At 63.9% G+C, this 25,076-nt stretch carries 24 protein-coding genes; 6 read left to right on the plus strand and 18 right to left on the minus strand.

Annotated features, from left to right (window positions below; all coding sequences use genetic code 11):
• Positions 1-295: 295 nt before the first annotated feature.
• The 3 genes from ACUY1T_RS05815 to ACUY1T_RS05825 are packed head-to-tail and all read left to right on the plus strand — an operon-like array spanning position 296 to position 2,115.
• Positions 296-760: an N-acetyltransferase family protein gene (locus ACUY1T_RS05815; RefSeq protein ID WP_446020909.1), complete on the plus strand. Its 465-nt coding sequence runs from the start codon at positions 296-298 to the stop codon at positions 758-760.
• 12 nt (positions 761-772) lie between these two features.
• Positions 773-1,354, plus strand: coding sequence for an FMN-binding negative transcriptional regulator (locus ACUY1T_RS05820; protein WP_446020910.1), 582 nt, complete (start codon positions 773-775; stop codon positions 1,352-1,354).
• Positions 1,351-2,115: a GNAT family N-acetyltransferase gene (locus ACUY1T_RS05825; protein WP_446020912.1), complete on the plus strand. Its 765-nt coding sequence runs from the start codon at positions 1,351-1,353 to the stop codon at positions 2,113-2,115. The genes ACUY1T_RS05820 and ACUY1T_RS05825 overlap by 4 nt, the downstream gene beginning before the upstream one ends.
• A 4-nt stretch (positions 2,116-2,119) precedes the next feature.
• Here the strand turns inward: ACUY1T_RS05825 and pdxR are convergent, their stop codons facing one another.
• The 4 genes from pdxR to ACUY1T_RS05845 all read right to left on the minus strand — a co-directional run bounded on the left by pdxR (position 2,120) and on the right by ACUY1T_RS05845 (position 5,860).
• On the minus strand, positions 2,120-3,631 hold the full coding sequence (pdxR, locus tag ACUY1T_RS05830; RefSeq protein WP_446020914.1) for a MocR-like pyridoxine biosynthesis transcription factor PdxR: 1,512 nt from the start codon (positions 3,629-3,631) through the stop codon (positions 2,120-2,122).
• 4 nt (positions 3,632-3,635) lie between these two features.
• Complete coding sequence (locus ACUY1T_RS05835; RefSeq protein ID WP_446020916.1) at positions 3,636-4,646, minus strand: GGDEF domain-containing protein; 1,011 nt, start codon at positions 4,644-4,646, stop codon at positions 3,636-3,638.
• Positions 4,647-4,744: 98 nt separating this feature from the next.
• Positions 4,745-5,212 (minus strand): SRPBCC family protein, encoded by a 468-nt coding sequence (locus ACUY1T_RS05840; RefSeq protein WP_446020918.1) that lies wholly within the window; start codon positions 5,210-5,212, stop codon positions 4,745-4,747.
• Positions 5,213-5,233: 21 nt separating this feature from the next.
• Positions 5,234-5,860 (minus strand): LolA family protein, encoded by a 627-nt coding sequence (locus ACUY1T_RS05845; RefSeq protein WP_446020920.1) that lies wholly within the window; start codon positions 5,858-5,860, stop codon positions 5,234-5,236.
• Between the two features lie 105 nt (positions 5,861-5,965).
• Here ACUY1T_RS05845 and nfo point away from each other — a divergent pair, with 105 nt between their 5' ends.
• A complete protein-coding gene (gene nfo / locus ACUY1T_RS05850) occupies positions 5,966-6,814 on the plus strand; it encodes a deoxyribonuclease IV (protein WP_446020922.1) in 849 nt (282 codons plus the stop codon).
• A 33-nt stretch (positions 6,815-6,847) separates the two neighbouring features.
• Here the strand turns inward: nfo and ACUY1T_RS05855 are convergent, their stop codons facing one another.
• The 6 genes from ACUY1T_RS05855 to ACUY1T_RS05880 form a co-directional block, all read right to left on the minus strand.
• Entirely contained in the window at positions 6,848-7,447 is a 600-nt protein-coding gene (locus ACUY1T_RS05855) for a response regulator (RefSeq protein ID WP_446020924.1), read from the minus strand.
• Complete coding sequence (locus ACUY1T_RS05860; protein WP_446020926.1) at positions 7,380-8,762, minus strand: cache domain-containing protein; 1,383 nt, start codon at positions 8,760-8,762, stop codon at positions 7,380-7,382. Before ACUY1T_RS05860 ends, ACUY1T_RS05855 begins: the two co-directional genes overlap by 68 nt.
• A 217-nt stretch (positions 8,763-8,979) precedes the next feature.
• Complete coding sequence (locus tag ACUY1T_RS05865; protein WP_446020928.1) at positions 8,980-10,305, minus strand: TRAP transporter large permease; 1,326 nt, start codon at positions 10,303-10,305, stop codon at positions 8,980-8,982.
• 3 nt (positions 10,306-10,308) lie between these two features.
• Positions 10,309-10,833, minus strand: coding sequence for a TRAP transporter small permease subunit (locus tag ACUY1T_RS05870; protein ID WP_446020929.1), 525 nt, complete (start codon positions 10,831-10,833; stop codon positions 10,309-10,311).
• A 267-nt stretch (positions 10,834-11,100) separates the two neighbouring features.
• Positions 11,101-12,210 (minus strand): TRAP transporter substrate-binding protein, encoded by a 1,110-nt coding sequence (locus tag ACUY1T_RS05875; RefSeq protein ID WP_446020931.1) that lies wholly within the window; start codon positions 12,208-12,210, stop codon positions 11,101-11,103.
• A gap of 494 nt (positions 12,211-12,704) precedes the next feature.
• Complete coding sequence (locus ACUY1T_RS05880; protein WP_446020932.1) at positions 12,705-13,610, minus strand: LysR family transcriptional regulator; 906 nt, start codon at positions 13,608-13,610, stop codon at positions 12,705-12,707.
• 121 nt (positions 13,611-13,731) lie between these two features.
• Between ACUY1T_RS05880 and ACUY1T_RS05885 the strand changes: the two genes are divergently transcribed.
• Together ACUY1T_RS05885 and ACUY1T_RS05890 are read left to right on the plus strand one after the other, a co-directional pair.
• Complete coding sequence (locus ACUY1T_RS05885; RefSeq protein WP_446020934.1) at positions 13,732-14,748, plus strand: zinc-dependent alcohol dehydrogenase family protein; 1,017 nt, start codon at positions 13,732-13,734, stop codon at positions 14,746-14,748.
• Positions 14,749-14,934: 186 nt separating this feature from the next.
• A complete protein-coding gene (locus ACUY1T_RS05890; protein ID WP_446020936.1) occupies positions 14,935-15,087 on the plus strand; it encodes a hypothetical protein in 153 nt (50 codons plus the stop codon).
• Between the two features lie 3 nt (positions 15,088-15,090).
• Here the strand turns inward: ACUY1T_RS05890 and ACUY1T_RS05895 are convergent, their stop codons facing one another.
• The 8 genes from ACUY1T_RS05895 to ACUY1T_RS05930 form a co-directional block, all read right to left on the minus strand.
• Positions 15,091-19,449 carry a DEAD/DEAH box helicase gene (locus ACUY1T_RS05895; RefSeq protein WP_446020937.1) on the minus strand — a complete coding sequence of 1,453 codons (4,359 nt, stop codon included), beginning with the start codon at positions 19,447-19,449 and terminating at the stop codon, positions 15,091-15,093.
• 72 nt (positions 19,450-19,521) lie between these two features.
• Complete coding sequence (locus tag ACUY1T_RS05900) at positions 19,522-20,514, minus strand: hypothetical protein (RefSeq protein ID WP_446020939.1); 993 nt, start codon at positions 20,512-20,514, stop codon at positions 19,522-19,524.
• A 4-nt stretch (positions 20,515-20,518) separates the two neighbouring features.
• Entirely contained in the window at positions 20,519-21,643 is a 1,125-nt protein-coding gene (serC, locus tag ACUY1T_RS05905; protein ID WP_446020941.1) for a 3-phosphoserine/phosphohydroxythreonine transaminase, read from the minus strand.
• A 47-nt stretch (positions 21,644-21,690) separates the two neighbouring features.
• Positions 21,691-22,191: a urate hydroxylase PuuD gene (locus ACUY1T_RS05910; RefSeq protein ID WP_446020943.1), complete on the minus strand. Its 501-nt coding sequence runs from the start codon at positions 22,189-22,191 to the stop codon at positions 21,691-21,693.
• A gap of 100 nt (positions 22,192-22,291) precedes the next feature.
• Entirely contained in the window at positions 22,292-23,434 is a 1,143-nt protein-coding gene (gene pqqE / locus ACUY1T_RS05915; protein ID WP_446020945.1) for a pyrroloquinoline quinone biosynthesis protein PqqE, read from the minus strand.
• Positions 23,403-23,696, minus strand: a complete 294-nt coding sequence (gene pqqD, locus ACUY1T_RS05920; RefSeq protein ID WP_446020947.1) for a pyrroloquinoline quinone biosynthesis peptide chaperone PqqD — start codon at positions 23,694-23,696, stop codon at positions 23,403-23,405. The genes pqqE and pqqD overlap by 32 nt, the downstream gene beginning before the upstream one ends.
• A gap of 66 nt (positions 23,697-23,762) precedes the next feature.
• A complete protein-coding gene (gene pqqA / locus ACUY1T_RS05925; protein ID WP_446021597.1) occupies positions 23,763-23,837 on the minus strand; it encodes a pyrroloquinoline quinone precursor peptide PqqA in 75 nt (24 codons plus the stop codon).
• Between the two features lie 280 nt (positions 23,838-24,117).
• Complete coding sequence (locus ACUY1T_RS05930; RefSeq protein WP_446020949.1) at positions 24,118-25,020, minus strand: LysR family transcriptional regulator; 903 nt, start codon at positions 25,018-25,020, stop codon at positions 24,118-24,120.
• Between the last annotated feature and the right edge of the window lie 56 nt (positions 25,021-25,076).

Consider the following 25,076-nt stretch of genomic DNA (forward strand, 5'->3'; position numbering starts at 1 on the left):
CGTAAACTCCGTCTTTGGACTCGCGACATCCCTGTCGCTCGCTCTTCGAGCAGCGGAGCTGCCCAAATCGGCTTTCCTGCCGATTTGTCGCTGATTTCTTCCTTGCCTGACCTTCGCTCGCCGACTTTTCAGACTAAAGCTTAGCGTGAGCGCCGCTCCTGTCCGGCGTTTTGGGCAGCGATCCTCAACGCCACGAAGTGGCTCTATGAAAAATCGCAAGAATGGCTCTTAGCAAGGGACCAGTCAGACATCAGACTGGGCCAACCACCGTCAGGGAACAACGAGGAGAGCCACGATGCCCATTCGCCATGCCACTCTTGCCGATCTTGCCCCGCTCAGTGAGCTGCTCGACGGCTACCGCCGCTTCTACCGCCAGGCCGCCGACCTCGAAGGCGCCCGGCGCTTCCTGCAGGCACGCCTGGAAGGCGGTGACTCGCACATTCTGGTTCATGAAGGCAGCGAAGGAGAGCTACAGGGCTTCGTTCAGCTCTATCCGCTGCTCTCTACCGTGCGCCTGGCGCCACTGTGGCTGCTCAACGACCTGTTCGTCGCACCCGATGCACGCCGCAGCGGCGTCGGTCGCGCCCTGATGCAGGCCGCCAGGGAATTGGCCGCAAGCCATGGCGTCGGCCATCTCAAGCTCGCCACCGAAATCGACAACCGCACTGCCCAGGCGCTCTACGAATCGCTCGGCTGGCAGCGCGACACCACCTTCTACCACTACGGCCTGCTGTTCGACACGCAGGCGAACCAGGACTGATCCGGAGGCGCCATGTACGTTCCCCCATCGATGCGGCTCAAGCGCGCTCAGGCCTGGGAGCTGATCGAGCGGCACGGCTTCGCCGCCCTGGTCGATACCGACCTGCAGGCCACGCACCTGCCGCTGCTGCTTGAGCGCAGCGAAGGCGATCTGGGCACGCTCTATGGTCACTTCGCCCGGGCCAACCCGCACTGGAAAACGCTCTCCAACAGCCGAGCGCTGGCAATCTTCAGCGGTCCACATGCCTACATCTCGCCGACCTGGAACTACCTGGCCGTGCACGCCACGGGCACCCTCGAACTGCTGGGGACAGAGGCCACGCGGGAGCTGCTCGATCGCAGCCTGGCGCACTTTGAGCCCGCCCTGCTCGATTCGCTGTCCCGTGAACAAGGCTATCTGGAGAAGATGCAGGCCGGCGTGGTCGGCTTTCGCCTGCCCATCGAGACGCTGGCGGGCAAGGCCAAGCTAGGCCGTCAGCGTTCTGAGGCCGACCAGGCCGGCGTCGAGGCAGCCCTGGCCGAGAGTTGCGACCCGCAGGCGCGCCAGCTGTGGCGCTACATGCAGCAATTGACCGATGAGGAGTGCACTTCATGACCCTGGCCGACGTGAGCCATAACATGAGCCACAACGACTTTGGCCAACCGGTCGGCGCTGCCCTGCCCGACTGGCAGCCGGCACGCCGGCCGGCTCGTATGCCGCTGCAAGGCCGAAGGGTTCGCCTCGAACCGCTGTCAGCGGAGCACCATGCCGATTCGCTGCATGCCGCTTTGCTGGCACCCGGCCAAGGCACGCACGATGCCCCCGAGGCGCGCTGGACCTACTCCGGCGGCATGCCGTTCGCCGATGCCGAACAGTACCGCGTCTGGCTGGCGGCCAGGGCTGGCAGTGAAGACCCGCTGTTCTATGCCATCGTCGAAGCGGCTGACGAGCGGGCACCCGGACGGGCGCTGGGGCTGGCCAGCTACCTCAACATCGTGCCGGAGCACGGCAGCATCGAGGTCGGTCATATCCACTTCACTCCAGCGCTGCGGCGCACGCCGGCGGCCACCGAGGCCATGCTGCTGCTGATGCGCCACGCCTTCGAACTGGGTTACCGGCGCTACGAGTGGAAGTGCAATACGCTCAACGCCGCCTCGCGGCGTGCCGCCGAGCGCCTGGGTTTTCGCTTCGAGGGTATCTTCCGCCAGCATCGGGTGGAGAATGGGCATAGCCGCGACACCGCCTGGTTCTCCCTGCTGGACAGCGAATGGCCCGCCGTCGAGGCACGCCTGGAGCGCTGGCTTGCGCCGAAGAACTTCGATGCAGCGGGGAGACAGCTGAGCTCGCTGTCGGCGCTGACGCAGACGTGCCGCTGAACGACTAGGCGTCTGCCAATTCACACCACGCCTGGGCCAGCCACTGCCCTGCCCTTTCGATCTCGGCTTCGACGGTACCGGCATAGCCCAGTACCAGGCCGGGGTGGCCGGGGGCATCGAGATAATAGCTCGACAGCGGCGACAGCGAGATGCCCTCGTCCCCGGCTCTCTCGACCAGGCTCCGCTCATGCTCGGCATCGTCGAGCCAGGCCACGAGATGCATGCCGGCCTGCCCTTCGGATAGCCGCAGGCCGCGCACCACGGCCGGCGCCAGCGCCTTGCGCAGCAGGGCCTGACGCCTCCGGTAGCAGTCGCGCATGCGACGAATATGGCGCGAGAAGTGGCCACGCACGATGAAGTCGGCCAGGGCGGCCTGAACGGCGTACTGCCCCTCGCGATGGAGCCGGGCGTTGGCCTGGCGAAACGGCTCGACCAACGGCTCGGGCAGTACCAGGTAGCCCAGCCGAAGACCAGGGTACATGACCTTGCTGAAGGTACCCACATAGATGACCCGCGCCTGCTCCGCCAACCCCTGCAGGGCCGCGATGGGCCGCTGGCCATAGCGGAACTCGCTGTCGTAGTCGTCTTCCACGATCCAGGCGCCGTGTCGCTCGGCGGCTTCCAGCAACGACAGCCGCCTGGTCAGGCTCATGGTCGCACCGCTGGGGTACTGGTGCGAAGGCGTGACGTAGATCAGGCGTGGCGGCTGTGGGCCGGACATGCTCTCGATGTACATGCCCTCCCCGTCCACCGGCACCGGCGTCATGTCGAGCCCGGCGGCCGCGAAACAGGCCTGGGCACCCTGGTAGCCCGGCTCCTCGAGCCACACCGGGTCGCCGCTATCGCTCAATAGCCGTACGATCAGTTCAAACCCCTGCTGGGCCCCCTGAACGATGAGAATCTGTTCGGGGCGGCAGCGCACCGAACGGGAAATCTGCAGGTAATCGGCCAGCGCCTCGCGCAGCGCCGGCACCCCGCCCTGGGCTTGATAGGCGAGCCAGTCCGTCGGCATACGCTGCAGGTGACGACGCAGTAACCGTTGCCACTGAGCGTGGGGGAAGCGGTCCAGCGCAGGAACACCAGGGACGAAGGCGGGATAACGCTCCTGCCGGGCCCGGCAAAAGGCAAGCAGTGCCGTGCCACGCGAAGAGAGTCGCACTGAATCGGTATCCGTCCTTGCCGGAAGTGCTGACACGACGGGATTCGACGTCGCGTGCTCGAACGGCAGGTCGGCAACGAAGGTGCCTGCCCCTTGGAGGGTCACCAGAAAACCCTCGGCGAGCAACTGATCGAAGGCGGCCAGCAAAGTATTGCGCCCCAGGCCCAGCTCTTGCGCCAGTTGTCGGGTGGAGGGCAGCCGCTGGCCGCTGACCAGCCGCCCCGTTTGAATCCACTCGCGCAGGGCGTGATAGAGACGCGTGGTCAAGGGCTGGTTCGACGGCACCCCCAGTACCAGGCCCAGCGCATCAGCCAGCCAATCGGCCCGCTCCAGAACGGCCGTGCCTCGTGACGACATGCCTTCAGCTATCCCATTCATCCGCCACGACCCGATTACGACCGGCTCGCTTGCCCTGATAAAGATTCTGATCGGCACGATGAAGGATAGCTTCCACCGTCTCTTCGGTACCGTGGAAGGCCGACACGCCACAGGTAATCGACGTACCGAAGCAGTGTCCTTCGTCCGAGGTAAACGCCCGCGTCAGCACCAGTTGGCGCACCTTTTCCGCCACACCGGCGGCTTCCTCGAGGGTGGTTTCTGGCAGCAGGAGGGCAAACTCTTCTCCGCCGAGCCGAGCCGGGATGTCGTTCGTGCGCAGCTTGTCGCGCAGCAGCTTGCCCACGCTCACCAGCACCTGGTCGCCAGCAGGATGGCCATGGGTGTCGTTGATACGCTTGAAGTGATCGAAGTCGAATAGCACCACCGATGTCGGCCTGCCATAACGGCGATAGCGGGCCAGCTCCTGTACCAGCCGCTGCATGAAATAGCGACGGTTGAACAGCCCGGTGAGTTCGTCGGTGCGCGACAGCTGGCGCAGGCGTAGCTCCAGCCTCTTCTGCTCGGTGATGTCACGCACTGTGCCGATCAGGATCTGGTCATCGCCTTCGGGAACGTAATCCGCCAGCTCATGCACCCAGCGCACCTCACCATCGAGACGCACGATGCGATGTACTACGTCATGGTTACCCGTCTGCTCGGCACGCCGCATGCTGGCTTCCACACTCTCCAGATCATCGGGATGCACCATGCTCTTGAAAGCACTAATGCTGGGGGTGAAGGTCTTGGGGTCGACGCCGAAGATGTCATAGGTCACCTCGGACCAATAGAGCTTATTGGCCTTCAGGCTGACTCGCCAGTAACCCAGCCGGGCCACCTGCTGAATGCGCAGCAGGGTACGCTTGAGTTCGGCGATCTCCTCGCGCGCCTCTTCAAGTTCACGTTGAATGCGATGACAAGGGTTACCGCAAGAGCCGCTGCCATGCGTCTCTTCGGCTGAGCTCCCATCATCGATACTGTTATGCGAGCCCTTCATGGCATCTCTGCGGCGATTTTGGAACGGCTATGTAAAGCATACCTTTTGCCCTGTGAGACTACCAACGTTGCTTGAACGCTCCTGTCCCTGGCACGCCCTCAAGACGCCGGAACACGCCGCAGATGATTCGCCAGCCCCATGGCACCAGCCCGCATCATGGCACGATGATTCCACAGCACCAACGGACGAGCCATGCGTGAGAGCAGGCTCAGCCAGGGCCGCACCGTGCGCACCTGCCAGATATAGCGAACCCGGGTGCCCGACGTCTCCCCGTGCAGCTGCCACCTGCCCACACCGGCTACGTCACCACTCGCCACTCCCTCGATCAGGCTGGGTTCGCATACGCGGGTGATACGGATGTCGAAGCGCAGGTAATAGCCCAGCCGACTCTTCCAGATGAAACGCTGGATGCGACCGATACCGTGATCATCACCGGATTCGAGCAGGCGAACATCCACCAGCCCCGGCCACCAGTCGGGCCAGTGCAGCGAATCGGTCAGGGTATCGAAGACCGCTTGGACCGGGGCATCGAGGTGCCAGGTGGTATCGAAGTCGAAACTTGCCATGAGCGCTATTCACCACGAACGTCAGGGCGAGAAATGGTCAGGTGGGAAGGCTGGGTCAAGTTCGAGGTCTTCCAGATGCACGCTTTCCAGGCGCTCGCCGCGCCGGTCGTAGCTGATCACCCTGAGCGGGAACAGCGTCTCTTCATCGAGCCACAGGTCGTAGCGCGCCACCTCGTGCACCGCTCGACCGGGCTCGGCCTCCACCACGACGTGTTGCGCCGGGTACTGCCCATCGAGTGTCACCGGCCCAAGCAGGCGTGCATTGCCGTGCTGCTGTAACTGCTGCACGTTGCGCAGCAGCGTGCCGACGTCCGACTGATCCACCCGGTGACCGCGTGAGCTGCGTACCATGCGGTTGGTCGGGCGCAGGGAAAGGCCCGGCCGCCTGCCCGGCGAACCGAAGGGCCACAGTTGGACCTTGCCCGTATCGGGGCGATAGATCAGTACCGCTCCACGATAGGGCGTTTCCATGTCCATGCGTACGTAGCCGGGGTGCTGATAGCTATAGCGGATGACTTCCTCGCCGCCGCTGCCCTGGCTGCGCAGCGTGAGGCGATAGCCCTGCAGCGCATCGATGCGCGCCAGCGCTGCTGCGATCGGGTCCTCCTCGATGGGGGCGCTCATCGCTATCAGTACGAGCAGCAGCATGTCGTCTCTCCTCGATTCCCTCCCTTGAGCCTAGCAGGGCCATGGCGGGTGGCGAGGCGGCGTGCATGCTATCGTAATGTCGTTGCTAACCCATGGAGAGGCCAGATGAAATACCTCGGAGCCCATGTCAGTGCCGCCGGCGGGCCCGACCAGGCCGTACTGCGTGCCGTCGAGATCGGCGCCAATGCCTTCGCCCTGTTCACCAAGAACCAGCGCCAGTGGCGGGCCAAGCCCCTCGACGATGCCACCATCGAGGCCTTCCGCACCGCCTGCCGGGAGCACGGCTTCGGCCCCGGGCAGATCCTTCCCCACGATAGCTACCTGATCAACCTGGGCCACCCGGACAAGGCGGGGCTCGAGAAGTCGCGCGCCGCCTTTCTCGACGAGATGCAGCGCTGCGAGCAGCTCGGCCTGACCCTGCTCAACTTCCATCCCGGCAGCCATTTGAAGAAGATCAGCGAGAGTGAATGCCTCACCCGCATCGCCGACTCGATCAACCATGCCCTGGCCGAAACCCGCAGCGTCATCGCGGTGATCGAGAACACCGCCGGCCAGGGCACCAACCTGGGCTGGCGCTTCGAGCACTTGGCCGAAATCATTGAACAGGTCGACGACAAGTCGCGGGTCGGCGTGTGCATCGACACCTGCCACGCCTTCGCCGCAGGCTACGACCTGCGTACTCCCGAGGCCTGCACCGCCACTCTCGACGAATTCGGCAAGGTGGTGGGCTTCGAGTACCTGCGCGGCATGCATCTCAACGACGCCAAGAGCGCATATGCCAGCCGTGTCGACCGCCACCACAGCCTGGGCCGGGGCAATATCGGGCTCGATGCCTTCACCACTCTCATGCGCGACCCGCGCATCGACGAGATCCCCATGGTGCTGGAAACCATCGAGCCGGAGATCTGGGCCGAGGAGATCGCCTGGCTGCGCGCCCAGGTGGTCGATGGGTGACCGCAGAACCGCTTGAAGCCGTGGCCCGGGCGATTACTCGAGCTCGACCAGGCCATGCCGCATTGCGTAGCGAAACAGGCCCGCCAGCGAGTTGGTGTTGAGTTTGCGATAGATGTTGCTGCGATGCGACTCCACCGTGCGGGCACTGATGGCCAGTGCCTCGCCGATGTCGCGGCTGCTCATGCCTTCGAACATCAGCTTCAGGATATCGGTTTCGCGCTGGGTCAACCGTCCTTCCTTCTCCTCGAGCAAGATCCGCGAGACGCTGGAGCCGAAGTGGCTGCGCCCGCTTGCCACCTCGCGCACGGCAAAGATCATCTGCTCCGCCGACGCATCCTTGAGCAGATAGCCAGCGGCCCCGCAGGCCACCGCGCGCCGGATGTACTCTTCGTTGTCGTGCATGGTCAGCACCAGCACCCGGATGTCCGGGCAGGTCTCGCGCAGGATCTTGCACGCTTCGAGGCCGGACAGGCCGGGCATGGTGATGTCGGTGACCACAACGTCCGGCTGCAGCTCCCCGGCGAGTGCCAGCAGCTCCTGGCCTGAATTGGCCACCCCGACGAGATCAACGCCCTGCTGCGCCTCCAATCGGTAACGCAGCCCCTCCAGCACCAGCGGATGGTCGTCCGCCAAAAGTACGCGTATAGACCTTCCCATCGATTCTCTCTCCGCTTGTCTTGCCGGCAACACGCTGGAACGGCACCTTGAGCCTGATACGCACGCCCTTGCCAGGTGCCGCCTCGATGGTCAGGCGCCCGCCCAGCAGGTCGACCCGATCCTGAATGTTGCGCAGCCCCATGCCGGTGCCATCCTGCTCGCGGCGTTGTTCCGGATGCCAGGCGAAGCCTTCGCCATCGTCCGCGATCTCCAGATACACCCAGCCGCGACGCCGCAAAACCTTCACCCTGACCAGGCGAACCCCACCGGCGTGCTTCTCGATGTTATGCAGGCTCTCCTGCGTGATGCGATACAACGCCGTTGCCAGCACCGGCTGGCACTCACGGCTGTCGATGTTCGACTCGAAATGAAGCCGGAGCGGCTTGCGCTCCACCAGGCCCGAACAGAGGCTCTCCAGCGCCGCGACCAATCCCAGGTCGTCGAGCACGCTCGGACGCAGGTCATAGGCCAGCCGGCGGAGGTCCTGGATGCCCGTTTCGAGGATGCGATCGGCCGCGGCCAGGGAGGAGGAGGCATCCAGGTGGTCGCCACGGCCCAGGGCGTCATCGATGCGCTCCAGCTTGAAACGTGCCGACACCAGCAGTTGGTTGATCCCGTCGTGCAGCTCGCGGGAGATACGCCGTCGCTCCTTCTCGAGGAAGCTGAAGGTCTTCTGGGCCATCCTGACCAGCTTGCGATTGGCCACTCGCGCTTCGCTCAGGTTGACCGCAAGCCCGATCACGGCGATGACCAGCAGGCAGGACACGGTGAAGAAGGCCATCAGCAGTATGGTCTGGCGGGCGTTCTCCACCATGTGCCGTTCCATCTGGCTGACGACCTGCTCGATATCATCCAGGTAGAGGCCGGTGCCGACCATCCAGCCCCACTCGTCCAGGCCGATGGAATAGCCCAGCTTGAGCACAGACTCGCCGCCGGAGGGTTTGTCCCAGCGGTATTCGGTATACCCCCCACCTTCCTGGGCGCGCTGGACGAGACTCTGGATCAGTAACTTGCCGTCCTCATCGCGGAAGCTCCACAGATTCTGACCCACCAAGTGATTCAAACGTGGATGGACGATGCTCAGGCCGTCGTAGTCATAGACGAAAAAGTAGCCATCGGAGCCATACTCCATCCGATGGAAAGCATCCGCTACGCGGCGTTGCGCCACGTCTCGGGGTAAAGAAGGATCTTCGTAGATATCACGGATCGCCGTATAGGCTAGCTCCATGTAGTTCTTCAGTTCCGCCTTCTTGGCTTCTAGCAACCCCTCCTTGAGTATTTCCGACTGCACCCCACTCAATCGTGCACTCTGATGGATGGCAAAGACAGTCACACCGGCGATGAGAACCAACAGAGGGAGCAAGGTAAGCAGTGTCAACTTGGTTCTGAACGTGAACACTGGCGTCTACCTGTTTAATTATTATTTTGTGATCCGAAAGCCCCGCCAACCTCAAATAGCGAGGTTTAGCAGGGCCTAATTCAAGCTCGGATACCACACTTGCTTCTATTTACCATCCTACCACCGCCGGTAACCACAGCACCACATCGGGGAAGACGATGATCAACGCCAGGGTGAGAATCTGGATCAGCACGAAAGGCACGGCGCCCTTGTAGATATCACCCGTGGTAATCCCCGGTGGAGCGACACCCTTCATGAACAGCAGCGACCAGCCGAAGGGCGGCGTCAGGAACGACGTTTGCAGGTTCATGGCGATCAGGATCGCGACCCAGACCATGGACATGTCGCCCTGGCTCGCCAGGAAAGGCAGGAACAGCGGCACGGCGATATAGGAGATCTGGATCCATTCGAGGAAGAAGCCCAGGAAGAAGATCAGCAGCAGCATGAAGATGAGCGTGCCGTACATGCCGCCCGGCACCCATTCGAACATTGCCTCGATCAGAAACTCCCCGTCCAGCCCGCGGAAGGCCAGGGCGAAGACCTGCGAAGCGATCAGCACGAAGAAGATCATACAGCTGATGCGCAGGGAGGTCTTAACGGTCTCCGAGAGCACCGGCAGCGTCATGCGACCGGAAACGACCGTCAGCAGCAAGGCACCCACGGCCCCCACAGAGGCCGCCTCCGTGGGCGCGGCCACGCCACCGATGATCGAGCCCAGCACGGCGAAGATCAGCAGCAGCGGCGGCACCACGACCTTGAGGAAATCCATGCCCAGTTCCCGCCGGCTGACTGCGGCACGCTCCTGCTCGTCGATGGCGGGCACGTCGGCGGAGAAGAAGAAGGCCAGCAGCAGCAGGTAGGCCAGGTACATGCCGGCCAGCAGCAGGCCGGGAACCAGCGCCGCGGCGAACAGGCTGCCGACGGAAAGGTTCATGATGTCGGCCAGCACCAGCAGCACCAGGCTGGGCGGGATGATCTGCCCCAGGGTGCCGGCGGCGCAGATGGTGCCGCACGCCACCGTCTTCTTGTAGCCGCGGCGCACCAGGGTGGGCAGCGCCATCAGCGTCAGGGTGACGATGGCCGCGCCGACGATGCCGGTCGCCGCGCCCAGCAGCACGCCCACGATGATCACCGCCAGGGCCATGCCGCCCGGCAGGCCGCCGCACAGATGGCCGATCACGTCCAGCATGCGCTCGGCGATCTTCGAGCGCTCCAGCATCACGCCCATGAACACGAACAGCGGTATGGCCAGCAGGGTGTAGTTGGAAACGACGCCATAGATCCGCGAAGGCAGCAGCTCGAACAGCCAGCCGTCGAAGCCGATGAAGCCGAAGACGAAGCCGACGAACGCGACCACGAAGCCCACCGGGATGCCGGTCATCACCAGCACGAAGAAAGCCACGATCATGGCCAGCGCGTAATATTCCAAGGGCATGGGTCAGGCTCTCCCGGTGTAGTGTTGGACGAGGCGCCTGCCGTTCTCCAGCGCCTGGCGAACCGACTCGGTCGCCACGAAGACGAAGCCGACGATCACCAGCGCCTTGGGTATCCAGCGCCAGGGAAGACCGGACGAATTGGGCGAGCGCTCACCGCGGAGGAACGAGGTCTCGGCGAAAGGAAAGCTGTAATGAATGATGAGCAGCGCGCACGGCAGCGCCACCAGCAGTGCGGTGATGACATTCAGCCACATCATGCCGACGGGGCTGAAGCGGCTCGACAGGATATCCACGCGCACGTGATCGTCGAATTTCATGGCGTAGGCGATGCCCATCATCGCCATGACCGACAACAGGTACCACTCCAGCTCCTGGGCCCACACCGCGCCCAGGCCCAGGGCATAACGACTCAGCATGTTGCCGAAGATCAGGGCAACCATGATGACCATGGCCGCACAGCCGATGAATCCGGCAAGAGCGGTGAGACGCTCGAGCAGCCGCTCGAGCGAAATACAGAAACGCAGCATGTCTACTCCCCCTCCGGGCGGGTGCCCGGTGGACGTCTGGCAAGGTGGGCGTGTTCTTCGAACGACCGGGCATGAGCCACCATCGGCTTCGCTACGGGTAGCGAAGCCTAGGCTTTGTCAGAAAAGTCGGTGAGCGAAGGCCAGACAAGGCAAAAATCGGCAAAAAGACGGAGTTTACGGGGTGTAAATGAGTACTTTGAGCCGATTTTTAACGCCGTATGGTCGAGCGCAACCAATTTTCGGACATAGCCTAGGGCCTGGCCGGGATCAGGTCATGCCCTGGCCGTAACGACTGATGGTGTTGGCGAAGACGGCCTCGCTGTTGATCTGCCAGCCGTCGTGCTTCTTCTTGAACTCCCAGAAGCTGTCGTTGATCCGCTTGACCAGCGGGTCCTTGTTGGCCTCGGTCGCCAGGATGTCTCGGGTAGCCTCGAACAGGGCCCGGATGACGTCGTCGGGAAGCGTCTCGAAACGCACCCCATGGTTGTTGACCAGGTCGTCCAGGGCCTCGCCGTTCTGCGCCTCGATCCAGGTATGGGAGGTGACGTTGCAGGCCGCTGCCGCATTGTGAAGCACGGCCTGCAGGTCGCTGGGCAGGGACTCGTAGGCATCCTTGTTGACGATGACCTCGGTGGTGGTGGAGGGCTCGTGCCACCCCGAGGAATAGTAATGCTTGGCCGCATTGTGCAGCCCGAGCGCACGATCCAGGTAGGGCCCCACCCACTCCGCGGCATCGATAGCGCCGCGCTCCAGGGCCGAGAAGATTTCCCCACCGGGCAGCAGCCGGGCATTGGCGCCGATGGCGTTGTAGACGTCACCGGCCAGCCCCGGCATGCGGATGTTCAGGCCACGGAAATCCGCGACGCTGGTGACCGGCTCGCGGAACCAGCCCACCGGCTGTGCTCCGGTACAACCCACGGCCAGCGGAATCAGGTTGTAGGGCTCGTAGGTTTCCTTCCACAGCTCGTAGCCGCCGCCATGCGCCAGCCAGGCATTGAAGCCCTGGAAGGTCATGCCGAACGGCACGGTGGTGAAGTACTGGGCGGCAAACGACTCCCCCGCCCAGTAATAGGAGCAGGCATGGTTCAACTGCACCTGCTGGCCCCGCGAAACGGCATCGAAGCCATCGAAGGCGGGAATGAGTTCACCGGCACCATAGACCCGAATTTTGATGCGGCCACCGGACATGTCTTCGACCCGCTTGGCGAAGTCCGTGGCGGAACCCGGCCCCGACTGAAAGAACGGAAAGCCTGAGGGCCAACTGGTGGTCATGCGCCAGTTGAAGGTTTCCTGGGCCTTGACGATGCTCGGTGCCATCACGGTACCTACCGCGGCAGCACCTCCGTACTTGAGGAAATTACGCCTGTTGACGCTCATGGAATACGTTCTCCCGGCGGGCTCGATGACGTTCAAGGAGCGATCGATCCACGCCCTTGTTTGTTTTAATGAGTGAAACTTGAGCTGGTCAGCGAACTGACCTGGGGAGAATAAAACGGAGGGAAATAAAATAAATCCGGAGGCTTGCGTAAATTTTTCTGCAGCTATCCCTTAGTTATCCATACGGATATCGCATCCGTAGAATTACGTAAATTCGCTCAGGATATTAGCCAGAAGTATATAGTTGGAAATATATTTCACTAAATCCGTTAAAAAAGCAATAGCGATACGGCTCCAAGCCAGTGAGGCGCCGAACGAATCGCCGCGCGAAAGGAGGCAGCTGGTTTCGCTTCCGACGAACCAACGCACTTCCCACATCCCTGTGGATCGCAAGGCGCATGGAGTGCAGGGACCGGGGGTATATGTGAAGGTATGATGATCCGACAACGTGCAACGCAGCGATTCCCTCGCGCAGGAATTTGTGCAGTGCTTCCCTAGAGGGTCATGAACGTGGGTATTCGCTTAACCAGCTCATCGATGACGACACGTACCCGCATCGGCAGGTGACGCGACTGAGGCCAGACAGCATGTATGTCGACGTCGCGTGACGCCTCGTTCTCCAATATCCGCACCAAGGCTCCCGAGCGCAGATGTTCGGCGATCAGCCAACCAGGCAGCCAAGCCAGGCCTTCTCCGGCAAGCGTCGCGTCGGCGATGGCCTCAAGATCGTCCAGGCGAATACGGCCGCGCCATTGCAGGTCACGTGCCTCCCCCTTGGCGTCGAGAAAGTTCCACGCCTTGCTCCAGCCGGCACGGCCATACACGATGACTTCATGACCGCCCAGGTCAGCCAGCGCCTGCGGCCGGCCACGTTCGGCGAGATAGGCCGGCGCGGCACATACCACCAGTTTCTGCACGCCGATACGACGCGCCACCAGGCCGGCGCTATCGGGAAGTTCGCCGGACCGCACCACCAGGTCGAAGCCCTCCTCCACCAGGTCCACCCGGCGATCGGTAAAGGACATCTCCAGCTCCAGCTGGGGATAACGGCGCAGGATGTCAAGCACGATAGGCACCACGCAGCGGCGCCCGAACAGTACCGGCGCGCTGATGCGCAGACGTCCCGCAGGGGCTCGGCGGCTATCGTCCAGCACGGATTCGGCGGCCTCCAATTCTGCCAGGGCGCGGACGCAGCGTTCGTAGAATGCCTGGCCGTCATCGGTCAGGCTCTGGCTACGTGTCGTGCGATGGAACAGTCTGGTTCCCAGCCGCTCTTCCAGCCGGGCAATGCTCTTGCCGACCGCTGAGCGCGACAGATTCATACGCTCCGCAGCTCGAGCGAAGCTGCCTGCCTCCGCCGCCTCTACGAAAGCCGCGATACCGCTCAGCCGGTCTGCCATAACCCCCCATTGAATCCATTTTTTCTTCAGTGAAGATACTATTTTGCTCCACTAAAGAACTTATTGCACCAATATACTACTTTCACCACCCCATGAGGGGAAACAGCCGGAGACATGACAAATGCCGATCAATATGCAGCGTTGGGAGTTAACACGATACGGACGCGATCACCTGGCGCAGGTAGACGCCGTCGTCCCCACCCCCCAGAAGAATGAAATCCTGGTCAGGGTGTCGGCAGTCGCGCTCAACTATCGCGACAAGCTAATGGTGGAAAACGGCATGGGCATGGCACTGGACGCTCCGCTCGTACCAGCGTCGGACATGGCCGGCGAAGTGGTCGGCCTGGGGCCGGACGCCACCCGTTTCCAGCTCGGTGACCGGGTGCTGAGCACCTTCTTTCCAGGCTGGCACGAGGGAGCTTACCATCCGGCATACGCCCCTCTCGGTGGGCCGCGGCCGGGCATGCTCGCCGAGTATGTGGTGCTGGACCAGGAGTGGGCGGTCTCGGCACCACGGTCGCTGGATGCCATCCAAGCCAGTACCCTGCCTTGCGCCGCCCTGACCGCCTGGTTCGCGCTGGTGGAAAACGGCAAGCTGCATGCCGGCCAGACCGTGGTCGTTCAGGGCACCGGCGGCGTGGCGCTGTTCGGCCTGCAGTTCGCTCGTGCCCACGGCGCTCGCGTGATCGTGACATCGGGGAGCGACAACAAGCTGTCCCGAGCGCTGTCGCTGGGCGCGACCCATGGCATCAATCGGCATGCTATGCCGGCCTGGGGCACCCAGGTGCAGGTGCTGACCGGCGGAAGTGGAGCGGATCACGTCCTGGAGCTGGTGGGCGGCAACAACCTGGCCCAGTCCCTGGAAGCGCTGGCCCAAGGTGGATTTATCTCCCAGATCGGTATTCTGGAGGGTTTCGAGATGACGGCTCCCGTCGGGCCCATGCTGCAGAAACGCGCCACGCTCCAGGGTATTGGCGTCGGCCATCGCCGGGCATTCGAAGACATGAACGCCGCCATCGATCATCTCGGCATCGAACCGGTCATCGATAGCGTCTTCGCGTTCAGCGACCTGCCGATGGCACTGGAGCGGCTCGATAGAGGGCCATTCGGCAAGGTCGTGGTTCGGGTCAGCGACTAGCGGCCGCCTTATGGAGAAAGTCCCCCATACCTGATTGCCGGCGAAGCGTTAAAACTTAGTCCACTCCTGCGGGTCAAAGAATTTGTCGGCCGGCGAGAAAACTGCCACCCTCAATTCAAGGCACACCTCTCGTAGGGACAGTGAGGTCCCGAGGGTCGCCCCATTCACCCGCAGGAGGACATGCACATGGGTATCATCACAATGCTGACCGTGAGCGTGGCCGCAGTGGCGCTATTGACCTACGCCATGAGCGAGAAGCAGAGGCACCCCATCCGCAAGGAAGTGCGTATCGAGAAGGATGAGCGCGACCCTTTCCGGAATCGCACGCGGCGCGGCTGATCGTCAACGCATCGATATCGCAGCCCCTGGCACCTCTGGTGTCGGGGGTTTTTCATGCCCCGGCCCACGCCGCAGCAACTGCTGCACCTGCCACTTCGCCTCGGAGGGCAGCGTCTCGAGCCCGGTGGGTAGCGTCTCGAGAAAATGCACCTCGCCATTCTGCAGCACCGCCTCCGGCACGCCGTCGCGATAGAGCAGGCGATTGCCCGAGACGGCCGGCAATCGCGTACCGGGGGTGAGAATGCCCATCAGGTTGAGCGGGTCGGCGGCGGCCACCACGACTCGCGTACCGTCCGGCTCACGCCGGCGCATGGCCTTGAGTCCCCCCACCGCCTCGGCCAGGGCGAACTGCTCGCCGGAAAACTGCTGCACGAAGCGCCCGCCGCGGATCTCGCCGCGGGCCTCCAGGCGACGATAGACATACAAGAGTTCGCGCCACGGCGGCAGCGCCGGCTCGCGCTCGATCACGCGGCGGAACACCACGCCATAGCGCTCCAGCAGCACCCAGGCGATATGCTCCAGGCTCTCCAGGTCGGTCGTGATGCGACGCTTCCCGGCGGAGGGCTCACGTTCGGGTGCCGGCAGCCATGACCAGCGCCCGGCGGCATCCACCCCAGGGGCATGACGCCGACGTCTTCGCCCACTCGCCGCGATGGGCGGGCGCTTGCTGGCCGGGGCGATCAGCGCACGCAGGCCGGTGAAGCTGTCGGAGGTGACCAAGCCCCAGGAAGCCAGCTCACCCAGCGCCTCCTCGACCTGGGTGCGCAGCATGCGCGTGGGGCCGAGCAGGTCGGCAAAGAACATCGCCCCGCCGCCCTGCAACGCCTCCAGCACTCGGCGCGCGCCGCCGGAGAGCGGAAGTTCGTCCAATTCGGGGGCCGGCGCCGCCTCGCGCCAGTCGGCCAGCGCCTGGCGGTCGATCAGCGCGACCGGGGTGTTGCGCAGCGGCCCGGGGCGCTGGCGCTCATCGCCCTCTGCGACTCGGGGCGGCAGCAGCCGCAGCCAGATGAAGCGCCCGCTGGCGAGCAGCTGGTCGAGCATGTGCGGGGTGAAATCGGCCACCCGCGCCGGCAGCACGTCGCTCTCCCAGGCACCCGCAGCGACGGGGAAACCTTCAAGCCGCTCTACCGCTCCGGCCAATGCCTCGGGCCCCTCCGGCCGTTCGGTCAGACCGTGCCAGTCGAGCAGGAAGCGCAGGTAGTGCTGAATGCTCACCGGTTCGATCTCGGCGCGGCGGCGGTCGATGGCATAGCGATGCATGCGCGCCAGCAGGCGACGCTCGCACCAGGCCACCTCACTGCCACCCAGGAAAGCGCCCTGCAACACGAAGCCCTCCACCTCCAGGCGTGCCAACGCCGCCATGGTGCGCTCGGTCGATACGCTTAGCGACACGGCCAGACTTGCCGCCGTGACCGGCCCCAGCGTTTCCAGGCGCGAGCGCAGCAGCTCGATCAGCGCCTCGTCGGGTGTTTGCGGCACCTCGCCCACCGCCGCGATGGGCGGAGCGAACGCGGCCTCGGGACGGATCGCCAGCAGCTCGCCCAGGCGCTCCGCCGCCAGCCATAGCGGCTCGCCGCCAAGCGGCGTGACCAGGGTGGCACGCCGCGACTCGGCGAGCGACTCGAACCAGGGCCGCCAATCAGCGTCGGTCTCGCTTGCGGCAATGAAGCCGCTCATGACCAGGGCATCGTGCAGCTCGTCGGCATCGCGCGGTGCCGGCCAGGCCTCCTCGCGTACGCGTGCGACCACCTCGGGGGCGTAGCGCGCCGAGGCGGCGGCATCGGCCACGTCGAGCGCGTCGCCGGTGCGCACGCTGAGCGTGCGCCGCTCCTCCTGGGCGCCGTCGTCGAGGAAGGCGTAGGGCCGCGCGTTGACCACCTCCTCGGAGAGCGGCGATGGCACCGCCAGGTCGCGCCCGCTGACGGCGACTTCACCGGCTTCCAGACGCGCCAGCAGCCGCTCCAGGGCGTCGATGTCCATGGCGTCGGTCAGGCAGTCGTGCAGGGTCTGGTTGACCAACGGGTGATCGGGTAGCTCCCGCGCGCCGGCCAGGTTCTCGGCACAGGCGAGCTGGTCGGGAAAGACCACCGAGAGCAGGTCCTCGGAATCCTGGCGCTGCAGCTGCGGCGGGCGCCGCTTACCGTTGCGGGTGCGCGGCACGGCAAGCCCCACCGAGGCGTTCCAGCGCCAGCGCAGGCCGAACATCGGCGCGTCGAGCAGCGCCTGGATCAGCACCTCGCGTACCGTCCTGCTATTCAGATAGCCCCATACCTCGTCGAGAGGGAAGCTGTGGGTCGGCCCCAGCGACAGCACGATGGAGTCCTCCAGCGCCGCCGCCTGCAGCTCGAAGTTGAACTTGCGACAGAAGCGCTTGCGCAGTGCCAGGCCCCAGGCGCGGTTGAGCTTGGAGCCGAACGGCGCATGCAGCACCAGGTGCATGTCGCCGGCCTCGTCGAAGAAACGCTCCAGCACCAGGTGACGCTGAGAGGGGATCACGCCGAGTGCCGCACGCGCCACGGCGAGGTAACGCACCAACTGCTCGGACGCGGCGGGCGAGAGCCCATACTCGGCTTCCAGCCACTGCTGGGCATCGCTCTCATCGCCCTCGGCCAGTTGCCGGTCGACACCTTCACGCAGCCGCGACACCGCCTCGGAGAGCTCCGCGGTGCGTGCCGGCGCCTCGCCGAACCAGAACGGAATGCTCGGCGGCGCACCGCGGGCGTCCTCGACGTAAAGCTTGCCGGTGGCGAGCTTCAAGATGCGGTAGGCCTGGTTGCCGAGCTGGAAGATGTCGCCCGGCATGCTCTCGAAGGCGAAGTCCTCGTTGACGGTGCCGACGCGTATCTCCTCGGGCTGCAGGATCACGTCGTAGTCGAAGTGGTCAGGGATCGCCCCGCCGTTGGTCAGGGCAACGAGCCGCGCGTTGCGTCGCGGGCGCAGGCGGCCGTTGACCCGGTCGCGATGCAGGTAGGCGCCGCGCCGCCCGCGCCGGGTGGTGTAGCCATCGGCAAGCATCTGCACCACCGCCTCGAAGCTCTCCTCGCTCAGCGCCTGGTAAGGCCAGGCTTGACGGATGCATTCGAGCAGTTCCGCCTCGTCGGTCTCCCCCGCCCCGGCGACCTCGGCGACGATCTGCTGGGCCAGCACGTCGAGCGGCCCCTCGGGGATGTGCAGCCGATCGAGCTCGCCGGCCTGAACCGCGCCCATCAGTGCCGTGCTTTCCACCAGGTCGTCACGGGTCAGCGGGAACAGCCGCCCCTTGGGCACGCGCCCCACGCCGTGACCGGAACGTCCTACCCGCTGCAGGAAGGCCGACATGGAGCGCGGCGAGCCGAGCTGGCAGACCAGGTCCACCTCGCCGATATCGATGCCCAGTTCCAGCGAGGCGGTGGCCACCAGCGCGCGTAGTTCGCCCTGCTTCAAGCGCTGCTCGGCGTCCAGGCGGTGCTCGCGGGCTAGGCTGCCGTGGTGCGACGTCACCCACTCCTCGCCCAAGCGGTCGGCGAGATGGCGCGCCACCCGCTCGCACACCCGCCGGGTATTGGCGAAGATCAGCGTGGTGCGATGCTCGCGCACCAGCGTCGCCAGGCGGTCGTAGACCTCTTCCCACACTTCGTTGGCCATGATCGCGGTAAGCGGCGAGCCGGATACTTCGATGGCCAGGTCGCGCTCGCGCACGTGGCCGGTGTCGATGATAGTGCAGTCGGCGCCGCCGGTGAGAAATGCCGCCACCGCCTCGACCGGCTTCTGCGTGGCCGAGAGCCCGATGCGCTGCGGCGGCTGCGAGGTCAGCCCCGCCAGACGCTCCAGCGACAGCGCCAGGTGCGAGCCGCGCTTGGTGCCGGCTACCGCATGGATCTCGTCGACGATCACCGAGCGTACGGTCGACAGCATGCGCCGCCCCGACTCGGAAGTAAGCAGCACGTAGAGCGATTCCGGCGTGGTCACCACGATATGCGGCGGGCGCTTGCGCATGCGCTCGCGCTCCGACGAGGTGGTATCGCCGGTACGCACCCAGGCGCGAAGCTCCGGCGCCTGCTGCCCCGCAGCCGTCAACACCTCGCCAATGCCGGCGATGGGCAGTTGCAGGTTGCGCTGGATGTCGTTGGAGAGCGCACGCAGCGGCGAGACGTAGAGCACCACGGTCTCGTCGGGCAGCTCATTCTCGAGCCCGCGGCGCACCAGGGCATCGATGGCGGCGAGGAATGCCGCCAGCGTCTTGCCCGAACCGGTGGGTGCGGCGATCAGCACATGGCCGCCCGCGCCGATGGCCGGCCAGGCACGCGCCTGCACCTCGGTGGGCACACCGAGATCGCGTTCGAACCACTGGCTGACGGCGGGGTGAAAGACATCGAGCGGCATGGGCGCTCCGGAAAGCTTGAACTGCTACATCAGGCTCTATGGCGAGTGGCTAGCCTCTCGCGGCTACCCTTCTCACGCTAGCCGAGTCGACGAAGAATGACGAGGTCCCGATGCCTCACAGCCGGCGCTCCGGAGGGTACGTACCATCTCCCGCCGAATGGCATGAGCGACGCCGGGCCCCTGATAGACCAGGGCATCGTGCATCTGCACCAGCGCGGCACCGGCGCACAGCCGCCCGGCGACATGGCCCGCCGAGCCGACCCCGCCCACCGCGATGATCGGCATCCCCCCCGAGAGCAGGGTGGCGAGCCTACCGACCTGTTCACAGGCCTGACGCTGCCACAACGGCGTCTGCCACATGGCGTAGCGCCGAGGTGTGGCCGGCGGGCCCTCGTCGATCGCCGCCACTACGGCATCGAAGCGCAGCGCTGCCAGGCGGCTTACGATCTCGGGCAGCTCACTGCTCCCCGGGGTCAGCCTGATCTTCACCGCCAAGGGCACGTAGCGGCCGGACACGACGGTAAGGACTCGCTGCTCCTGCTTCAAGGCGGCCAGCAGCTCATCCAGTCCCGCCTTGAAGTTGGGGTGCAGCAGCGCGCCTGCCTGGGGACTGCACAGATTGACCGTGATGTAGTCGGCCCGGTTCCACACCGCACCCAGGCAGGCGAGATAGTCCTGCAGGGCCTGGGAAGCCCCGGTCCCTGGGTTCATGCCGATATTGACCCCCAGCATCGTCCCGCTACCATCGCGTGTCGGTTCGCTGTTCACAAGTACGGCCATGTCCTGCGGCGTCAGGGTGCCGATTTCGATGCAGCCGAACCCCAAGGCACCCGCCTTCCGTCCCAGTTGCCCCCACCTATCGAATCCAGCGGCGATACCAAGCGGATTGGGGAACTCCAGCCCCATGACACGCAGCGGGGCCAAGCAGTCAATGCCCGCCTCCTGATCAGCCGACGTCGCCAAGCGGGCTTGGCACCATGCGCTCCACCTGGCCCGGGCGAAGGCGAGCCGGCGAGCGAGCGATGGCTTGCCCCGCATTAGTGCCGCCATGAGATAGCGGGACATGCACCTACCTCGGGTGAGAAAGACAGTTGACGGCGTGCAGCCCGACATGGCGAGAGGCGAAGTCTTGCATGAAATCGATCAGCGCCTCGACTCCCGGTTCGGGCATGGCATTGTAGAGGCTCGCCCGCACCCCGCCGCGAGAGGGATGCCCCTGCAGGTGCAGCAAGCCGCGCCGCTGCGCTTGGAGCAGAAACTCAGCCGTTAGCGAGGCGTCCGCCAGATCGAAGCAGACGTTCATGAGGGATCGGTCCTCTTTCCGAATCCGGCAGGCGTAGAGTTCGCTGGCGTCGATGGCCTCGTACAGCCTGTCGCTCTTGCGCCGGTTGCGGAGGGCAATGGCACCCAGGTCGCCCTGGCGCTTCAGCCAGCGAAACACCAGGCCGGCGATATAGATCGCGTAGGTAAGCGGCGTATTGAACCGCCCTTCGCTCTCGGCCTGCACACGGTAGTTGAAGGCCGAGGGCGTTTCCGGTCGCGCCGAATTCAGCAGGTTCTCGCGAACGATGACGATCGTCAGCCCGGCCGGCCCAATGTTCTTCTGTGCGCCAGCATAGATCACGCCGAAGCGTTCAATGTCGATGGGGCGCGACAGGAAATCGGAGGTCATGTCGGCCACCAGGGGCACACTGCCGGTGTCCGGCAGCCAATGGTATTCCAGGCCGTCGGCCGTTTCGTTGCTGGTGATATGGCAATAACCCGCCTCGGGGTCCAGCTTCCACTCGTCCTGAGAGGGAATGTAGCGGTAGCCGTGTGCCGCACCGCTGGCGGCAATGCGGATCCGGGCATAGCGGCCTCCCTCCGCCATGGCCTTGCGCGACCAGTACCCGGTATCGAGATAATCCGCCCGGCCACCGTGGGGCAGCAGATTCATCGGCAGCAGCGCGAACTGCGCCGAGGCGCCGCCCTGCAGAAACAGAATGCGATAGTCGGAAGGCACACCAAGGAGTTCGCGCAGATCCTGCTGGGCCTGCTGCTGAATAGCCTGGAACTCCTCGCCGGTGAAGGGCATCTCCATGACCGGCAAGCCGCTTTGCTCCCAGTCGAGCAGCTCTTGCCGTGCCTGGCTTAGTACCTCTCGAGGCATCGTACCGGGACCGGCAGCAAAGTTGTATACAGAAACGGTAGCCATGCACCCCCTTCGCACCACGCTCAGAAAAAGGCGTTCAGAAACAGCATTCAGACAAAGAGATGCAAGCCGTGCCCACTGGCCGCCATGAAGAACAGCAGGGGGATCGACAGGATCGTATTGGTGCGCGACGACAGGAAGGTGATGCGCGAACAGCGCACCCGCTCTTCCATTGGCGCCGGCACGAAGCCCAATACTTTTTTCTGGTGGGGCCACAGCACCAGCCACAGGTTGAGCAGCATCAGCGTGCCAATCCAGGCGCCCATGCCGATGACCGCATAAGGCCCCTCGAGCCGCAGCGCATCGACCAGCCAGCCCCGGTACCACAGCATGGCCATGCCGGATACCCAGACCACGATGGAGGCGTAGCGGAAGGTGCCATGCTCGCGCTGCATCCTGGCCTCCAACGCCGCGCTACGCTCTGTCTCGCTGGCCTCGCCATTCAGGGGCACGAAGGAGGGGTGTTTCACGACATTGGCGTAATTGTGCCCAATCCAAACCAGCGCGAAGAGGATATGCGCCCAGCGAAAAGCGAAATCGAGCAGTGCCATGATCCGGCCTCCTACATCAGAGTACGCACGAGGAGATAGAGCACCCCGGTCAACGTCAGCCCGGCGGCCAGAGTGCCACCGAGGGAATCGTGCGGCAGTCTCATGTCGCCTCCCTCCCCAGCTCGTAACCGCCTTGGCGAGCGATCAAGGTGGCGGCATGGCGCTCGGCCGTCGCCGCCTGCCGGATAGCCTGCTGGATCACATGATGGTGCGGAGACTTGCTGCAGGCAGGGTCGGCATTGGCGGCATCACCGGTCAGCAGCAAGGCCTGGCAGCGGCAGCCGCCGAAGTCTTTGTCTCGCTCGTCGCAGCTGCGGCACGGCTCCTTCATCCACTCGTTGCCCCGGAATCTCTGGAAAGCTGGGGATTCCCGCCACAGCCATCCGAGGTCATGCCGGCGGACATTGGGAAAATCCATGCCTTCGATGGTACGTGCCTGGGAACAGGGCAGCGCGGTGCCATCCGGCGCGATGGTCAGATGAATCGATCCCCAGCCGTTCATGCAGGCCTTGGGGCGACCCTCGTAATAGTCGGGAATGACGAAGAAGATGGTCATGGCATCGCCAAGGCGACGACGGGCACATTTGACCTCCTCTTCGGCCTGCTCCAGCTCCTCTCGGGTCGGCAACAGCTCGTCCCGATTGAGCAACGCCCAGTTGTAATACTGCACGTTGGCCAGCTCCAAGTACTCCACGCCGAGTTCACTGGCCAGCTCGATGATCTCCGGAACCTGCCTGATGTTGTGCCGGGTAATCGGGACGTTGAGCACCATGGGAAATCCCTGGGTCTTGATCTCCTTGGCTATCGCCAGCTTCTTGTCGAAGCACTCCGCTCCCGCCAGCCTGTTAGCCGTCGCAGGGTCGCTGGACTGGAAGCCCAACTGGATATGCTTCAGCCCCGCCTCCTTTAGCGCTCTCAGACGCTTCGCGGTGAGTCCGATCCCGGAGGTAATCAGGTTAGTGTAATAGCCTAGCCCATCAGCTTCCTCGACCAACTCCTCGAGATCCTTTCTCAAGGTAGGTTCGCCACCGGAAAAACCTATCTGCATGGCACCCAACTTGCGGGCATCCTGAATGACTCGCCTCCACTCCTCGGTGCTCAGTTCGTCGTTTCGAAAGCGATCGAAATCGACCGGATTGCTGCAGAAGACGCACTTAAGCGGACATTGGTAAGTCAGCTCCAGCAATACCCATATGGGCTTGCCATCGCCATCAAGACGCAACGCGGATCCAGCCTTTGGCATGGGACACCTCCAGGAATTGGATGACGCCTTGGGCGATGACTTCACGCTCGGCATCGTAGCGGGTCTCGAGCTCAGCGATGAGATCGTTCACGGTGGCGCTGCCATCGCAGAGAGCCAGAATGCTGGCGCTCGTGTCATTCAGCTTTACGATCCCCTCGGGATAGAGCAGGACATGAGCATCTTGCGACTCCTCCCAGCGAAACAGGAAGGTAGGATTGATGACATAACTAGCGGCCAATTCAACTCTTTGACTCGTTAACATACCCACCTCCTTGTTATTATTATCGATGTAACCGAGGATGGCTGTTAGCCACCCCGGCTCCTTCAATCAGCGAACATAGACATAAGCCGTGACTTCGAAACCCAAGCGAATATCACAAAATTCTGGATCGACCCATTTCATATTTAACCCTCCTATTTCTTATGATGTAGCAATCGCAACGAGCAGTGTTGCATCACTGATACTAGAGAGGCATATGAGATGCATGTATGAAACTTTGGGAGGAAAACAGCCATCCATAGGTAGCAGGTTTTCAGCCACTCTATGGACAAGCAGACACATACCGTTTAGTGATTGATGGACGTCAATTTTTTCATCTGACGATGCGAAGACCGCTACCGTAATGACCTCTCACAGCCATCGATCACCTGCGCGGTGTTCGCACCAGAGCAGGCACCGGTCACTAGAGGAGCATGTCGTTCAATTCACGCTTGAGCCACTCGATGAGCCGAATGCTGCTCCGCTGATTGCCGCTGGGTGAAAGCCACAGGCATAGCCGAGCGGGTGTCTCGACGAATCCCCACGGTGCCACGAGGCGTCCCTTACGCAGGTCGTCCTCGACCAGCAGCCGGGGCGCTATCGCCACGCCCAATCCCGCCACCGCCGCTTCTATCAGATAATAGAGATGATCGAAGCCCTGCCCCTCGGCCAGCGCCCGGTCGAGGCGTGCCGGGTCGAGCGCCTGTGCGTGTGCCCACTGCGGCCAGGCCTGCGGCCGCGAGGCGGTATGCAGCAGCTTGGCGTTGAACAGCGTTGCCGGCTGCGCCGGATCGAATTGAGTGGCCAACTGCGGGCTCGCTACCGCGCAGATGTGCTCTGCGGCAAGCTCATGCACCTCTACCTCAGTGGGCCACGGCGGTGCGGAAAAAGTCAGCGTCGCGCTAATCTCATCCTGCCCAGGCGTGAACTCACCCTCGCCCGATACGACATGCAGCTTGAGTTCGGGCAGCTCACCATGAAGATGATCGAGCCGGGGAATGAGCCAGCGCGCCAGGAGGCTGCCCGAACAGGCGACGATGAACGGCGCCCCCTCGACGTCACGCTTCAACTGCGCACAGCTCTCGCGCAGGCGGACGAATGCCTGGCCAACGCCGCGCTGTAGCCGCTCCCCGTGACTCGTGAGCTGCAGGCCTCGACCCGCCTTCTCAAACAGCGCTACGCCGAAGTGTTCTTCCAGGCTACGCAGCTGACGGCTGACCGCACCGTGAGTCACGCTGAGCTCATGGGCAGCAGCCGTGACGCTACCCAGCCGCGCGGTAGCCTCGAAAGCGCGCAGCGCGCTGAGGGAAGGCATGGAATTAAGCATCGATCTGTGATCCAGGCTCACATGTAGCGGCCATCTTATCGATTTTTCGCCGCCTC

The sequence above is a fragment of the Billgrantia sp. Q4P2 genome (assembly GCF_052806135.1).